At 69.7% G+C, this 14,896-nt stretch carries 12 protein-coding genes; 5 read left to right on the forward strand and 7 right to left on the reverse strand.

The window, feature by feature from the left end:
* Positions 1 to 82: 82 nt before the first annotated feature.
* Positions 83 to 1,225, forward strand: a complete 1,143-nt coding sequence (locus AOM45_RS23160) for a sensor histidine kinase (RefSeq protein ID WP_030467181.1) — start codon at positions 83 to 85, stop codon at positions 1,223 to 1,225.
* Entirely contained in the window at positions 1,216 to 1,872 is a 657-nt protein-coding gene (locus tag AOM45_RS23165; protein ID WP_030467182.1) for a response regulator, read from the forward strand. Before AOM45_RS23160 ends, AOM45_RS23165 begins: the two co-directional genes overlap by 10 nt.
* A 4-nt stretch (positions 1,873 to 1,876) precedes the next feature.
* On the opposite strand, the gene AOM45_RS23170 is transcribed toward AOM45_RS23165, so the two are convergent.
* From AOM45_RS23170 to AOM45_RS23185, 4 genes are all read right to left on the reverse strand, one after another.
* A complete protein-coding gene (locus AOM45_RS23170; protein ID WP_030467183.1) occupies positions 1,877 to 2,491 on the reverse strand; it encodes a hypothetical protein in 615 nt (204 codons plus the stop codon).
* Positions 2,492 to 2,579: 88 nt separating this feature from the next.
* The gene (locus AOM45_RS23175) at positions 2,580 to 3,224 is read right to left on the reverse strand and encodes a response regulator transcription factor (protein WP_030467184.1); all 645 of its coding nucleotides are present in this window, start codon (positions 3,222 to 3,224) and stop codon (positions 2,580 to 2,582) included.
* On the reverse strand, positions 3,209 to 4,258 hold the full coding sequence (locus AOM45_RS23180; protein WP_030467185.1) for a hypothetical protein: 1,050 nt from the start codon (positions 4,256 to 4,258) through the stop codon (positions 3,209 to 3,211). Before AOM45_RS23180 ends, AOM45_RS23175 begins: the two co-directional genes overlap by 16 nt.
* Complete coding sequence (locus tag AOM45_RS23185; RefSeq protein ID WP_236703806.1) at positions 4,251 to 5,357, reverse strand: sensor histidine kinase; 1,107 nt, start codon at positions 5,355 to 5,357, stop codon at positions 4,251 to 4,253. The genes AOM45_RS23180 and AOM45_RS23185 overlap by 8 nt, the downstream gene beginning before the upstream one ends.
* Before the next feature lie 131 nt (positions 5,358 to 5,488).
* Here AOM45_RS23185 and AOM45_RS53655 point away from each other — a divergent pair, with 131 nt between their 5' ends.
* Positions 5,489 to 7,078: a LuxR family transcriptional regulator gene (locus AOM45_RS53655; protein ID WP_051783169.1), complete on the forward strand. Its 1,590-nt coding sequence runs from the start codon at positions 5,489 to 5,491 to the stop codon at positions 7,076 to 7,078.
* A 101-nt stretch (positions 7,079 to 7,179) separates the two neighbouring features.
* Entirely contained in the window at positions 7,180 to 7,800 is a 621-nt protein-coding gene (locus tag AOM45_RS23195; protein WP_030467188.1) for a class I SAM-dependent methyltransferase, read from the forward strand.
* A gap of 349 nt (positions 7,801 to 8,149) precedes the next feature.
* Here AOM45_RS23195 and AOM45_RS23200 read toward each other — a convergent pair whose 3' ends face one another.
* From AOM45_RS23200 to AOM45_RS23210, 3 genes are all read right to left on the reverse strand, one after another.
* On the reverse strand, positions 8,150 to 8,416 hold the full coding sequence (locus AOM45_RS23200; RefSeq protein WP_030467189.1) for an ATP-binding protein: 267 nt from the start codon (positions 8,414 to 8,416) through the stop codon (positions 8,150 to 8,152).
* A gap of 12 nt (positions 8,417 to 8,428) precedes the next feature.
* The gene (locus tag AOM45_RS23205; RefSeq protein ID WP_162185646.1) at positions 8,429 to 9,826 is read right to left on the reverse strand and encodes a type 1 periplasmic-binding domain-containing protein; all 1,398 of its coding nucleotides are present in this window, start codon (positions 9,824 to 9,826) and stop codon (positions 8,429 to 8,431) included.
* Positions 9,827 to 9,897: 71 nt separating this feature from the next.
* Entirely contained in the window at positions 9,898 to 11,616 is a 1,719-nt protein-coding gene (locus AOM45_RS23210; RefSeq protein ID WP_030467191.1) for a hypothetical protein, read from the reverse strand.
* Positions 11,617 to 13,216: 1,600 nt separating this feature from the next.
* Between AOM45_RS23210 and AOM45_RS23215 the strand changes: the two genes are divergently transcribed.
* Positions 13,217 to 14,755 carry an NACHT domain-containing protein gene (locus AOM45_RS23215; RefSeq protein WP_051783174.1) on the forward strand — a complete coding sequence of 513 codons (1,539 nt, stop codon included), beginning with the start codon at positions 13,217 to 13,219 and terminating at the stop codon, positions 14,753 to 14,755.
* Positions 14,756 to 14,896 lie beyond the last annotated feature (141 nt).

A 14,896-nucleotide genomic window follows, 5' to 3' on the forward strand; every position in this document is an offset into this window, starting at 1 on the left:
AACCGGGTCCCCCGCGCGGGGGATTTCCGACCCCTGCGAAGCGGGAAGACCTCAGGGCCTCGATCCGGCAAGATTCACGGTGATGGACCCGATCAAACTGCCGTTGAAACACCAGTCGTGGCTGGTCGCCGCCGTGTGCATGATCACGGACGGCGGGTTCGTGCTGCTCGACCGCGAACCGGCGTGGCAGACCGCGATCGTGCTCGCCATGACCCTGGCGGTGGACGCGATGCTGGCCGGGCCCGCCAAGTTGTCCGGCTGGGTCGCGGCGGCCCAGGCGGCGGTCCCGGTGATCGTCCTCCTCTCGATCGGAAGAGGGATCGACGCCAACGACGCGGGCCTGCTGATCGCCGGTTACCGCGCGGGGGCCTGGCTGCGCGGCACCCCGGCGTGGGCGTCGCTCGGCGTGCTCTCGGCCAGCCTGGCCATCTGTTCGTTCGCCGCGCACCACACCCCGCCGACGACGTTGCTCGTGGTGGCCAAGGCCGCGGTGCTGCCGTGGCTCGTCGGCCGGTACACGACGGCACGCCGCGCCTACCTCGCCGAGCTGGAGAAGCGTTCGGAGATGGAGAAGAGGGACGCGACGGCGGCGGTCACGAAGGCGATCACCGAGGAACGCAGCGCGATCGCCCGCGACCTGCACGACGTGATCGTGCACCACGTGAGCGCGATCGGCCTGCACGCCGGCGCCGCCCGGCTCAGCCTGCCGGACGGCGACGCGAAGCCCGCGCTCTCGTTGCGGTCGGTCGAGATCGCGAGCCGCGCGGCCATGGTGGACCTGCGGCACCTGCTCGACCTGTTGCACGGCGACAAGCCGGAGGGCGCGCGGCAGCCTGGACTCGACAACCTCGACGAGCTGTTCGACAACGTGCGCGCGGCCGGCACTCCCGCCCGTCTCGAGGTGAGCGGGCAGCACCGCGCCGTGCCGGAGTCGTTGGACGTCACCGTCTACCGGATCATCCAGGAGATGCTGACGAACGCCCTGCGGCACGGCGACTCGTCCGGCGTGACCGTGACCCTGGAGTACGGGCGGAAATCGCTCACCGTCGCCGCGCAGAACACGGCGGGTGCGGGCAACGGCCACTCGGGCTCCGTGCGCCGCGGTCTGGTGGGCATCCGCAACCGCGCGGGCATGTTCGCGGGCACGACCCGGTCCGGTCTCGAACCGGACGGCCGGACCTGGCGCACCGTCGTCACGTTCCCCCTGGAGGCGTCATGCCGCTGACGGTGCTGCTCGCCGACGACCACGCGATGCTGCGCTCGGGCATGCGCGCGATCTTCGACACGCAGCCCGACCTGGAGTGCGTCGCCGAGGTCGCCGACGGCAAGGCGGCCGTGTCCGAGGTCGCGCGGCTGCGTCCGGACGTGGCCGTGCTCGACATCAGGATGCCCAAGCTCGACGGGCTGGGCGCCACGGAGATGATCCTCTCCGACCCCGCGAACCGCACCAAGGTCCTGCTGCTCACGACCTACGACACCGACGAGTACGTCTACCGCGCGTTGAAGGCCGGCGCCAGCGGGTTCCTGCTGAAGTCGCTGCCGCCCGAGGAGCTGATCTCCGCGGTCCGGGTGGCGGCACGCGGCGACGCGCTGATCGACCCGTCCGTGACGCAGCGCCTGATCGCACGGTTCGCCGTGAGTCTCGCCCCTCCCCCGACGCCGCCGGAGCTGGAGTTGCTGACCGCGCGCGAACGCGAGGTGCTGCACCTGGTGGCGGAGGCGTACAGCAACGCGGAGATCGCGGCGCGGCTGCACGTCGGGGACGAGACGGTGAAGACGCACGTTTCGCGGGTGCTGGCGAAGCTGGGGCTGCGGGACCGGGTGCACGCCGTCGCGTACGCGCACGTCAACGGGCTGGTGCAGAGGCGTTAGCGGTTCAGCTCTGCCACAGCACGGGCGACTTGTCGTAGCCGTCACCGCGGTTGTACTCGGCGGCTGCCACTGCCAGTCCGTCCGGCGCGCCGCTGAGCACGCAGGTCTCGTACGTCGCACCCGCCGTGGAGAACGTCTTGGGCGCGCTGCTGGAGTCGCACTTCGCCGTGTCACCGCTGATGATCACGCCGGTGCCCTTGCCGTCGGCGCCGAGGCCGCGCACGGAGACCGACGTGTAGCTCAGGTCGGTGCCGCTCAGGTTCTCGACCTTCACCCGCAGGTAGAACGGCGTGATGTTCTTGGCCTTGTCGCCGAACTTCGCGAGGTCCTCCTTGGCGCCCGCCTCGATGGCGGTGACCGTGACGGCGATCGTGCCGTTCTTGCCGCTCGACGCGTACGGCAGCACCGCGCGGGCGCCGACCTTCAGCTTCGTGCCGGGAGCGGTGACGTCACCGCCGGCGGCGACCGGTGCGGCGGAGGTCGTGGTGGCGGTCTCCTTCGTCGTCGTCTCGGTGGACGCGGGAGCCGCCGTGCCGGTGGTCTCCGAGCCGCACGCCGACAGCAGCAGTCCCGCCGTCGCGGCGACGACGATGAACAAGGGGCCACGGGCGTGCGTCACTGCGGAACTCCTCGGTGCGGAAGCGGGGATGCCGAGGAGGCTAGGCCGGTGGTCCGAGTGGCGGTATCGGTCGTTCACACCACACGGCTCAGAGGTCGTCGAGGCCGATCAGCCCGTCCTGAATTGCCCGCGCGACCAGGGCGGCCTTCGTCGGCGCCTGCCTGCCGATCGCGGCGTACTTCACCCTGATCCGTTCCAGGTGCGAGTTCACCGTGCTGAGCGTGATGTTGAGCCGTTGGGCGACGAACTCCTTCGACTCGGACTGGAACCACTCGACGAGGACCTCGGTCTCCCGCGGTGACAACGCGGGACGGGTCTCGGACCTGTCGCCCGCCAGCGCGCCCGCGAGCGCCGGTGGTGTGTAGGAATGACCCGCTGCCGCCGCGCGCACGGCCTGCACGAGGTGGTCGGCGCCCTCGGCCTTGGTCAGGTAGCTCAACGCCCCGATCTCCAGGCACTGCAAGGCGATCTCGTCGTCGGCGCGCATCGAGTACACGACGACCTTGCGCCCGTCCTCGACGAGCCTGCGCAGCGCGGACGTCGCGGGCGTGCCGCCGGACAGGTGCAGGTCGAGCACGACGACCGACGCGCCGGCACCGGGGCCGGTCCACGCCACCTCGGCGCTCTCACCGCTCGCCACGAGCGTGATGCCCGCGGAGGACAACCAGTGCGCCACCCCCGCGCGCACCACGGGATGGTCGTCGACCACGACCGCCGTCACGTCGTCCGCCATCTCGCCTCGCTCCTCACCAGTCCGCTGTGGACACTCGTCTCGACCGTGACCACCGTTCCGCGGTGCGGCAGCACGTCCCCGGCGTCCGCCACGACGGCGACCCGCACCTCGGAAGGGGTCCGCAGGAGGCTCACCTTCGCACGTCCGGTCGCGGCGGCGAGCGCCTGGGCCATCGGCGCCACGAGCTCGCGCCGCACCTCCGTCGGCACCGGCGTGGCCGTGCCGCTGACCGCGAGCGACACGGCCACACCCCGTCGTTCGGCGACGTCCACGCACGCGGTCAGCTCGTGCAGCAACGGGTCGGGCACGTCGTCGTTCTCCGCGAACAACCTGCGCAGCTGCACCGCCGCCACCGAGCACCGCAGCCGGGTCGCCTCGTCGGCCACGCTCACCCGTTCGTCGGCGAGGTCCGCGAGCAACGGCAGCAGCGCGCCGAGCTGGCCTTCGAACCCGGCCTTGAGGTCCTGTTCCCGTTGGCGGGCAAGCTCTTCACGGGTGCGGGCGTCGTCGTGTTCCGCCGCCGCAGCAGCAGCGAGACGGGCGTCGCGCACCAGCACCCCCGTGATCACCAGCACGCCGACCTGGAAGCTCGTGCCGCTGAGGATCACCACCCCGGCCGTGCCGACGTCCCCGTTGCCCGCGTGCGCGAACCACGCGACGGAGAAACACACGTGTGCTGCGAGGGCGGCAACGAGCAGCACGGGCCGTTCGACGAGCACGAGCAGCAGGTACCAGCCGATGAGCCCGAACGCCCAGTCAGCGGGCCCGAAGGACGCTCCTTCGGGCAACGCCGTCGTCGCGAGCACCGAGGCGGCGAGCACGACCGCGCCTGCGACAGCCGGGAACCGCTCCGACCGGCCGGCCGCGACGTGCCCGGCGACGATCGCGAGGACGCAGCAGAGCAGGGCGTACGCGATCCACGGCGCGGGGCTCCCGTGCTCGACGAGGGCGGGAAGGGCGAGAACGAGCTGGGTCGCGACGACCACGACGAGCAGAACCCGCCGGGTGGTGGTGAAGACCGCGTGGTCAGTCATGCGGCCACACCAGACTGGCGGTCGTGCCGCGGCCGGGTTCGGAGTCGATCGACGCGGTTCCTCCGACGGCCCGCAGCCGGTCCACGACGGATCCGCGCAGCCCGCGCCGGTGCTCAGGCACGTCGTCGGGAACGAACCCCTGCCCGCGGTCCCGGATGACCGCAGTCGCACCACCGGGAACGAGCCGACCCCCGCCCTCCGCGTCGACCACCGCCGCGCCGCCGCGAATCACCCCTCGCCCGCCCGCACCGACCACCGCCGCACCCCGCGACACCGTCAGCTCCGCCTCGCGAGTGCCAGCGTGCCGCTCGACGTTCACGAGCAGCTCCCGCACCGCCCGCACGAACGCCAGCGCCACACCCGCGGGCACCGGCACGACCTCGGCGGACATCCGCACCGCCACTCCGCTGTCCCGTGCCACCGCCGCGAGGGCCGCCCCGAGGTCCACGGTCCCCTCCGCCTCACCCCGTTCGGCCAGCACCACGAGATCACGCCGTGCCTGCGCGGCCACCTCCACCGGATCACCACCGTGCGCGGCCATCAGGAACGTCGCCGCCGCCGTGTCGTGCAGCAACGCCAGGTACTCGCGCTCTCTCCGGCCACGGTCCAGAGCGACCGCCGCCGCCCGGCTCTGCTCCGCGGCACGTTCGCGCACCACGTCGACCCGCCGGCTCGACCGCCGCAACAGCTCGTACGCGACCTGCGCCAGCACCGACTCCAGCACGGCCCGCACCAGCACCCCGGGCCCGGCCACCGCCACCTGCACCGCCAGCAACGCCGCCGTCGCCGGCACCGTGACCCGCAACGGCCACTGCCACTGCCAGGTGATCAGCGTCGTGGTGAGGACGGTCAGCACCCACTGCCCCTCGCCGCCGAGCACCACCGACAGCACGACCACGCGCACGAACGCCACCGGCAGCGCCACCCGCGGCAGCCAGAAGTCCGCGACCGCCGTCACCGCGACGAACGCGAACAGGGCCCACCCGAGCGCCGAAGCCGTCGAGAACGCGCCGAAGAGGCTGATCAGGACGACACCGGCGCCGCGGACCGGGCCCGCGAGACGGGACACCGTCGCGAGGAGCCTCGCCTCCAGCAGCACGACCGGCATTCTGCGTGAGACGTCCGCCGCGCACCCTACGGGGGCCGCCGCCGGCCTTGTGAGACCGCCTTGAAAGACCCGTTGAGGCGTTCGCCGCGCATCCGGCCGGGGCGCGCCGTACCGTTTCCCAGGTGGCGGACGAGGCCGCACTGGCGCGGGGACGGGCCGCGCACGCACGGCGGGACTGGCCGGTCGCGCACCGGTCCCTGGCCGGCGCCGACAGTGCCGACGACCTCGTGCTGCTCGCCGAGGCCGCGTTCCTCGCCGGCGAGGACACCGAGAGCGCCGGCGCGTGGGCCCGTGCCTTCCAGCTGACCTCCGGTGACGCGCCCCGCGCGGTGCGGTGCGCGTTCTGGCTCGCGTTCGGCCTCATCAACAAGGGCGACTTCGCGCGTGGCGGCGGGTGGGCCGACCGCGCCCGGCGGCTGCTGCACGAACGCGAGTGCGTCGAGCAGGGCTACCTCAGGTACCTGACCGGGTTGCGGTCCGTGCTGCAGGGTGAGGTGGTGCCCGCGCACGCCGCCTTCACGCAGGCGGTGAAGATCGGGGAACGGTTCGGTTCCGCCGAGCTGACCACGCTGGCCCGAGCCGGTGAGGGGCGCTGCCTGATCTACCTCGGCGACGTCGCCGAGGGGCTGGCGCTGCTCGACGAGGCGATCGCGGCGGTCGCGTTGCACGAGATCTCGCCACTCGCCGTCGGTGACCTGTACTGCACCGTGATCGAGGGCTGCGGCGAGCTGTTCGACGTGCGCCGGGCGCGGGAGTGGACCGAGGAGCTCAGCAGGTGGTGCGAGGGGCAGCGGGGGCTGGTCCTGTACCGCGGTCAGTGTCTGGTGCACCGCGCCGAACTGATGCGGCTGCACGGCGACTGGACGGCCGCGGCCGGTGAGCTCGACCGCGTTCAGGAGCTGTTCGCACCGACGGCCGGGCCGGCGACCCTCGCCTCCGCCGGCTACGAACGCGCCGAGTTGCACCGGTCGGCCGGGCGATTCGCCGACGCCGAGGAGGCCTACCAGGAGGCCGCGCTGTGGGGTCGTGATCCCCAGCCGGGTCTGGCGTTGCTGCGGCTCGCCCAGGGCAGGACCGACGCCGCTCACCGCGGTGTGCGCCGGGCGCTCGACGAGGCGGGCGAACCACTCCGCCGCTGCGCGCTGCTGCCCGCGTTCATCGAGATCTCATTGGCGTGCCACGACATCACAACCGCGCGGGCCGCGGCGGACGAGCTGGCGGGACACGCCGCACGGCTCGGCACGCCCTTGCTGAAGGCACGGGCGGGCACCGCCACCGGCGCGGTGCTGCTCGCCGCGAACGACCCGGCCGCCGCGCTAGCGGCATTGCGACCGGCGGCAAGCGTCCTGCTTTCGCTGGGCGCGGTCCACGAGAACGCGCGCGCACGCGTCCACATCGGACTCGCCTGCGAGGCTCTGGGTGACAGGGACGGCGCCGCGGCCGAGTGGGACGTGGCGCGATCGGTGTTCCGCGCGCTGGGAGCCGCTCCCGACCTGGGCCGGCTCGACAGCGCGAACACCGGGCTCCTGACGAGCCGCGAACGCGAGGTGCTCGCCCTGGTCGCGGCGGGACGCACCAACCGCGCGATCGCCGCGCACCTGGTGATCAGCGAGAAGACCGTCGCCAGCCACGTCAGCCACATCCTCGCCAAGCTCGGTCTGCCGAGCAGGGCGGCCGCCACCGCGTACGCCTACGAGCAGGGCCTCCTCTGAAGTACTGACGACCCGCCGGTCGCCACGTCCACAGTTCTCCCGATGTGGGGACCGCTCTCCGGCTCCTAACGTCGGTGGCCCCGGCTCGTCAGGAGGACGTCATGCACTACCAACTGGCTTACTCGATCGGTTTCCACCCGTGGGAGGACGCGGCGACCGACCGGCCGTTCGTCGACAAGCTCTCCGAGCTCTTCGACCGCGAGGAGGCGGGACGCGAACGCCCGTTCGGCCCCGCGCTCGACCTCGGCACCGGCAGCGGCATCTGGGCCGTCGAGATGGCGAAACGCGGATGGCAGGTCACCGGGATCGACCTCGTCGAGAAGGCGCTGCGCCGGGCGCGGGACCGCGTGGCCGAGGCGGGCGTCGACGTGCGACTCGTCCACGGCGATGTGACCGACCTGCGCTCCGCCGGTGTCGGCTCCGGCTACCGGCTGATCGTGGACTCCGGCACGTTCCACGACTTCGACACCGACCAGCAGCGCGCCATGGGCAGGGAGGTGACTGCGGTGGCCGCCGCCGACGCGACGCTGCTGCTCATCGCCTGGCCACGCCGCAGACGCCCGCTGATCCGCGGTGCCGACCGCGAGGAGATCGAGCAGGCGTTCCCGCAGTGGTCCATCACCGACGTCGCACCGTCGCAGATCACGCTGCCGAAACTGATGGAAGCCGTGCTGCGGCCCGACGAGCAGTGGTACCGGCTGCGGCGTCGGCCAGGAAGGTGACCCGGCATACCTCGACACTGAGTATCGGCAGGACGGAAGTGATGGGGAACAGGCAGTCGGTGCCGCACGGCGGCTCCGGTGGCCTGCGGTACCCGGCCGACACCGCGAGCGCAGGCGGCCCGGCGAGACCGGCACCGCCCGAACGGCGTTCGTCCACGTCGGTGCCCCGCTCTGGTGAGGCGGTTCCTGCTGGTGATCAACACGGCGCAGCCCGAACCGCTGGGTAGCAAAGGCCGGACACCAGAAACCCGTACAGGGCCCGCGAACACGTCACCGCCTCGTGGGAGCCGAACCCGCGGAGGTCGTAGTACAGCTGGCCGTCCGGGAACTCGGCGCGCGCGGAATGAGCCTATTGCAACACCAGCGCCGTCTTGCCGATGCCGGCGGCTCCGCTGATCACCGAGCCGGTTCCGGCGTGGCCGTCGAGCCACTCCAGATCACGGCGACGACCCACGAAGTCCGGTGTGGGAGCGGGCAGCTGGTGCGGCGTGAACCGCGCGGCGCCTGCGTCGTGCCGCACGTGGACGTCGCCCTGGACAATGCCTGCCTGGAGCACCGCACCGGTGATGCTCGCCGACATGTCGTTGCCGATCCGGGGCGTGTCCTCGTGGTCCATTCGCGCCCGCCCTCACGACGACGACAAGCCGAGGAACTCCAAGGTACCGTTCGGGCGCAGCGTCATGATGGGCACGGCCTTGGCGACCGCGGTGCCGCGTTCATCGAAGGAGAGCCGTCCGCTGGCTCCGGGCACGGACATGGTGTCGTGCAACCGGTTCTTCACCTGGAGCAGATCCGCTGTGCTGACCACACGACCGGAATTCCCCGCCGCGAAGCGAATCGCGTAGGCAGCAGTGAGCACCGCGTCGTAGGACATGATCGCGCTGGCGTCGTCGAGCGTGTCCTTGGGGAACAAAGCGGGAAAACAGACCGAACACACCCTCTCCACGAAGGGGAACGTGGCGGCGTTCTCGAAGGCCTGGGGCGCGAGACGCCACGCCTCGGGGTGTGCGAGCGTGGTGAACACGACCTGGACCCCGGAGTCCAACGCCCTCCCGAGCTCACCTTGGCCGAACAGGGTCGAGGAGACGTCGTCGCCCGTCAGAACCGTGATCCGGTGATCCTTGCACCGCCGCCCCGTCAGCTGCGTGACGAACGACGCGAGGTGCTTGCCGCGGCCGGCGAAGTACACGACCTGTGGCTTGCTGTTGCAGATGTTCGGGATCATCTGCAGAAAGGTGTTGTCCACACTGGACAGGCTGGAGTCGTACAGCTCGGTCTGCCCGAGGATGCGGTGCTGCTCGTCGACGAAGGTGTCCGCGAACGACTTGGCAAGCGTCGCCGGGTACAGATCGTTCTTGCTGCCGTCCTGCACGAGCATCGCCGTGGCCGCCGTCGGCTTGATGTAGTTCGCCGCGGCTTTGGCCTGCCCGGAGTTGGTGGGCGCCATGCGCAGGAGCAGAGGGATGTCCTGCAGGTCGTCCGACGTCACGGTCGCGCCCAGCATCAGCACGTTCATCTCGGCCAGGCGACGCATCGCCTTTCTCGCGTTGTCCGTGCTGATGCCCATCCCGGCGACCGCGACGAGGTTGTCCGGTGCGGCCCGTCTGGTCGCCAGCTCAGTGATGGCGGGCTCCCACAACGCGATCTCCGTGCCCGGGTTGACGAGCAGCAGTCTCACCAGCGGCAGATCTCCCGCGACGTGGTGGTGGTTGGCCCGGAACTGTGCGAGATAGGCGCCCTGCAGCTGGTGCCTGACCCACGACATCGGCACCGTGTCGTTCTCCGTCAACGTCATCTGCACGAAGAAACCCACGGTGACGTATGGCTTCTTGGCACTCAGGACCTGGTCGTTCTCGTCCTTGATGAGGCGTTCGACGTCTGCGAGATCCGGGTCGAACACGTAGCTGCCATCCGTCACGCCGACGCACTCACCGTTCTCCCCGTGCTTCACGACGCCGTCGGCGCAGGAGCTCGCGGCGCTCAACACCATCGGCACCGAGACGGCCACACCTCCAAGGATCAACATCACCAAGATGACGATCCACGGCGTCATTCGGCGCCACCAGGGCTTCGGAATGTCGGGGTTGATCAACGAGCTCACAACAGGCCCTTTCGGTACGCTTCCGCGCGATCTTGGAGTACCAGTGCGCCCGCGCCGTGCACTTGAATCGCGACGTGGTCGAGCGCAGTCGCGATCGTCTGCCGCAGCGCCCGGGAGGGATCCGCCAGCGGGTCGCTGTACAACCACAACGCCGCTACGAGACGGGACAGCGCTCTGGAGTTCCTGGCGTGGGGGATGGTCTCGATGAGCTGCTCGACCTGGTCGCGCGGGTCTCGGTCAGCCGGCAGTCGGTTCGGTGCGGCCGTGATCGCGTCCAGATCCTGAAGCCACAGCCTGCCCGCCTTGTCACCGAAGAGGACGTCGTCCGCGTCGAGCGGACCGCTGAGGTGTACGACGACGGACTCCACGTCCTCCAGCGCGAGGCGGTGGTAAAGCGCCTCCACCTGGCTGCCGTGCTTCTCCTGCCGCGTCCGGCACAAGGTGTGGACCTTGGCCCAGCTGGCGCGGTGGTCGTCGGGACGCGTTGCCAGCAGGTACAGCAGCACGCGACGCAACCAGGGGTTCAGGACCAGGCGTTCGCCTTCTCCGCGCACCCAGAAGTTGTTGACCAAAGGTGCACGCAGCTCACCGAGTCCGTAGGGCATCTCGGAGCCGAGCACCTTCGGGTCCGCCAGGAACTCGATACCCCTCCCGGCGCTCGCGGTGATCAGGTCTTCCTGTTCGGTCAGGCTCTCGAACTCCTGCAGCAGGTACTTCGCGCTTTCATCAGCGAGCCCGGCGAGCACTGAACGCAGGTCGCGCACTGACGGAGAGTCCGGCAGAGCAGAAACCACCCGCCGCACCGCCCACGGCAGGCCTCCGGTCAGCCGGTGCACGAACGACGCGTGCGACGGGGCCAGCTCAGTCGTGTCCTGTTCGGTGAGCTCTCCGAGCAGCACGAGGTACCAGTCCTTGCTCAGCCGCTCTGCGTCCACGGCGTCGCCGCCGGCCTGGTCCGGACGGCGCGGCGGCGGCAGCCCGGAACCGGGTTCGTCCGCGATTCCCGGACGCCGCCACCGGTGGCGCCACGAAGCGTTCCACTCCCGGCTCGTCGCGACGAAAGCCACCGGATCTTCACCCCTGACCTGCTGCAGCACGCTCAGGAACGCCTGACCTGCCGGCAAATGGCTGTTGTCCAGCAGCACCAGGCAGTTCGCGGACCTGCGGGCGCTGTTGACCCAGCCGTCGAAGGCGCACCGGAGATCGGCGCAGAACGCCTTGCCGAACGTCTTGTCGACGGCCTCGTTGTCGACGTCGTCGCGGACCGCCGTGATCAGGTCGGTGAGCACCGCTCTGGCGTCACCGGCACCGATCTTGCGGAACCGGTTCGACAGCCGTCGGCCCTCCGCCATCGCGATCAGCTTCACCAGCACGTCCACCGCGCCGCCCAGTTCTGGCGCACTGCCCGCCTCGGAGACGCTTCGCGCCAGATCCGCGATCCTGGTGGCGAATCCGATCGTCGGGCTGGTCTGGGCGATCGCTTCGCGCAGCTCCTCGGCGACCCGCGGCCCGATGGCGACATCCGGTTCTCTCGCGACGACCGCCGAACACAGCGACACGAGCGGAAACGGAAGCCTGCCGAACTGCGGACAGTGCCTGCTGAGTCCGACAGCGAGCTTCGAGAAGACTTCGAACGGACGCGCGTCCGGGTGTTTCTCGAAGTCGAGAACCACCTGCGGTACGTGCCCCGCGAAGCTGTCCTCGATCGCGCGCACCAATGTGGTCTTACCAGCCCCTCGCGGGCCGAGTGCGACCACGATCGGCAGTGGGCGACTGTGGCGGTCTGGACGGCGGACGAGTTCACCGACGAGCTGACCGATCCCCCTCACCCCGGCAAACCGGGGTTCGTTCACGAACATGACCCTCTCAACAGGAAACCCCCGGATGAATGAAGTGGGCGAGAGTATGACCCCGCCGTTCTTCACATGTAAAGACCCCTGAAGAAATATTCGGCACTGCCGGAAAACCGTTCTTGACACGAGTCACATGGAATAGGTGAACCGTGAACCAGGTGTCCACCGAGGTAACGCGGAGACGATGTCGAGCGACGTCACGGAGATCCGTGAATCCCGCCGAGAAACGGCGAACGGTCAGCTCACCTGCGCGCTACGCACGCAATGCGCAGCATCGCGACTACCGGCGGTAACAGTTTCACGCGGACGGGGAATACCACCGGGGAAATGGCCACAATTTGTCCACTTCCACCGCAAGGCAAGGTTGTCAGCGCAAACCGTACGGCCGTTACCGGTCTTATCCGTTAGTTCACTGACCCGAAAGGAAACAGTCGCGCTGATCAGCCGAACAGGCCGGAAACCGCCATTCGGCGCCCCGTACCCGCCGTTCACCTGATCGGGACGCGTCGTTGGTCATGACGCACGGCCTTGGTCCGCCATGCTGACCTCGTTCGGGTGACAACAGCCGCCCACACAGCCTCCTCCGCCAGCAGGAGGCTGCCGTTGTTCAACCTGCACTACCTGGTCTGACTGTCAGGAGCACCAGAGGAACGCGCGTTGAGTCTAGGACTTCGCGTGCCAGCAGGAGCAGTCACGATCCGGTGATGCAGCCGCTCAGATGTTCGACATCGACGACGCCTCTGCCGATAACCCCAGCTCGTCGTCCACCGCAGAACGGAAGCTTTCCTTGGCACGGCAACACGTTTCGTCGCACCTGCATCCTCCCGGCACCCTCGTGAGAGGGCCGTGCAGACATGACAGCAGGTTGGGGACTTCGCTCATCGCGACGGTAGAGGGGGAACGGCCGTGCGACGGCCTGGTGTGGCAACAGCCGCTGTTGTCGCAGTTGTACTGGCAGTGGTGGTCAATCTCGCGACCGACACGATCGCGCTGCCGTCCTGGTGCGGCCCCGTCGTGTGGGGCGCGCTCATCGTGCTCGCGCTGGGTTCGGTCGTTTTCGAGGTGCGGCGCACTTCGTCGGCACCGACGGACCGCGCGATCACCGATCGAGACCGGTTGAACGACGTCGCCGACAACCTGGCGGCGACGATCACCTCGCAATGGCGCTACGAGGAGGAGCGCCGACGCCTGCACGACCCGTTCCCGCTGACGCTTCGGTGGACCACGGTCGACGAGAGCCTGACCGACCACTGGGCCAACATCTGTCAGCTCCCGGGTGGGAAGACCTGCGGTCCACTGGACCTCAGCGGGGAGCTCAGCGAGATCGCCGAGACCTACCAGCGCATCCCGTCCCGCCGGCTGGTGATCCTGGGCGGTGCCGGATCGGGCAAAACGGTGATCGGCACTCCACCTTCTGCTGGACCTGTTGAGCCGACGCCGACGCGGCGGCTTGGTCCCGGTCATGTTCAACCTGAGCTCGTGGAATCCGGCCACCACGACGTTTCGCGGCTGGCTCGTCGGGCAGCTGCTCCGCGACCACCCCGGACTCGACGTGCCCGGCACCGGAATCGAGAACTTCGCCGCCGAGCTGGTGGACCGACGCAAGATCCTCCCGGTGCTGGACGGCTTCGACGAGATGGCGGCCGGACTGCGCACGGCAGCACTGGAAGCCCTCAACCGCAACCGGATGGCGGTGATCGTGACGAGCAGGACCGAGGAGTTCGTCGCGGCGGCGCGGTCGGCGGACGTGCTGACCGCTGCAGCAGCCATCGAGCTCTCCGACCTGGAACTGACCGACATCGCGTCGTACCTGCCACGCACCTCGGCACAACGGTTCGCCTCCCCCGGAGAGAGAGCGGACTGGGAGACGGTGCTCGCGGAACTGCGCGAGCACCCGGACGACGGTGCAGCAGCGAACCTGACCGCCGCGTTGTCGACGCCGCTGATGGTCGGACTCGCCCGCACCATCTACAGCGACGCCCCGGACGCAAACCCCAAGGAACTGCTCGACGCCAGCCAGTTCCACTCGCGCGCGATGGTCGAGGCACACCTGCTCAACGCATTCCTCCCAGCGGTGTACCGCCAGCCCCGTCGCCGCAGGTCTGCCGCCACCCGGCTCGGCAACAGGTACACCGCGACCAACGCACGCAGGTGGCTGACTCACCTCGCTCACGGACGCGGCCAGGAGGTCGCCTGGTGGAGACTGAGCCGTCGCGTCTACCCGGCGACCGCCCTGGTTCTCTACACGGCGATGTTCGCGGCTGTGTTCGGCGCTCTCTTCCGCGTTGACGCTGCCGCACTGCTCACCGTGATCTGCGCGGCGCTCTTCACCATCACCATCAAGCGGTCTCCGCGCCCCGCCCAAGCGCACTTCCAAGTGCGTGAGTTCCTGTCCGCGATGCGGCGCGAGGTCGCGAAGGGCACCCGTGGCAACCTCGACGAGGGCTTGTTGTTCGGCGGCGTGGTCGGCCTCGGGTTCGGGCTGATGACCGCGGGCAACTCTCCCGATCACGGAGCCGTCAGGGGTGTCGCGTTCGGACTGGTGTGCTGGATCGCGGGAGCGCTGGCGTACATGGGAACAGCACTGTGCCAAAGGGTGCTGAGCAAGTCCGTCAACACGCATGCGGCGCCGTGCCCCGTTCGGATGATCTCGGACGACCGCAAGTGCGCGATCGTGCGATCACTCGTCTACGGTGTCGCCGCGAGCGTGCCCACGTACAGCCTGTTCGACTTCCGCCGCGCGGTTGAGGTGGCCGGCGCCGTCGCGATCGTCTTCGCGTTGAGCGGAACGGCGTGGGGACGTTGGGTCGTGATCGTGCGCTTCTGGCTCCCACTGACCGGGCGACTCCCGTGGAACCTCAACGCCTTCCTCGACGACGCCTGTGACCGGGCCGTGCTGCGGCAGACCGGGGCGGTGTACGAGTTCCGCCACATCGCGTTGCGCGACAACCTTCGCGCCACCGCGCGAGTCGAAGACGGCTCCGGCGATCCGGACACCTGATGGTGACCGCCGCGGATTCGGGGTAGCAGCTCGGACGCCTGGACCCCACCGCGAGGGCGCGCCGCGGGGCTCGACAGTGAAGTCGCCGCCTACGCCACCTACGACCCCGAAGCCCAGCTGCCGCACCGGCTTCCAGCCTTC

The organism is Lentzea aerocolonigenes (genome assembly GCF_000974445.1).
Lineage (GTDB): Bacteria > Actinomycetota > Actinomycetes > Mycobacteriales > Pseudonocardiaceae > Lentzea > Lentzea aerocolonigenes.

Excerpts from the sequence above, each read along its gene's own strand:
- AOM45_RS23165 (WP_030467182.1), top strand. The coding sequence starts at position 1,216 with ATGCCGCTGACGGTGCTGCTCGCCGACGACCACGCGATGCTGCGCTCG.
- AOM45_RS23195 (WP_030467188.1), top strand. The coding sequence starts at position 7,180 with ATGCACTACCAACTGGCTTACTCGATCGGTTTCCACCCGTGGGAGGAC.
- AOM45_RS23175 (WP_030467184.1), bottom strand. The coding sequence starts at position 3,224 with ATGGCGGACGACGTGACGGCGGTCGTGGTCGACGACCATCCCGTGGTG.
- AOM45_RS23205 (WP_162185646.1), bottom strand. The coding sequence starts at position 9,826 with ATGTTGATCCTTGGAGGTGTGGCCGTCTCGGTGCCGATGGTGTTGAGC.
- AOM45_RS23200 (WP_030467189.1), bottom strand. The coding sequence starts at position 8,416 with ATGGACCACGAGGACACGCCCCGGATCGGCAACGACATGTCGGCGAGC.
- AOM45_RS23180 (WP_030467185.1), bottom strand. The coding sequence starts at position 4,258 with ATGACTGACCACGCGGTCTTCACCACCACCCGGCGGGTTCTGCTCGTC.
- AOM45_RS23160 (WP_030467181.1), top strand. The coding sequence starts at position 83 with ATGGACCCGATCAAACTGCCGTTGAAACACCAGTCGTGGCTGGTCGCC.
- AOM45_RS23215 (WP_051783174.1), top strand. The coding sequence starts at position 13,217 with ATGTTCAACCTGAGCTCGTGGAATCCGGCCACCACGACGTTTCGCGGC.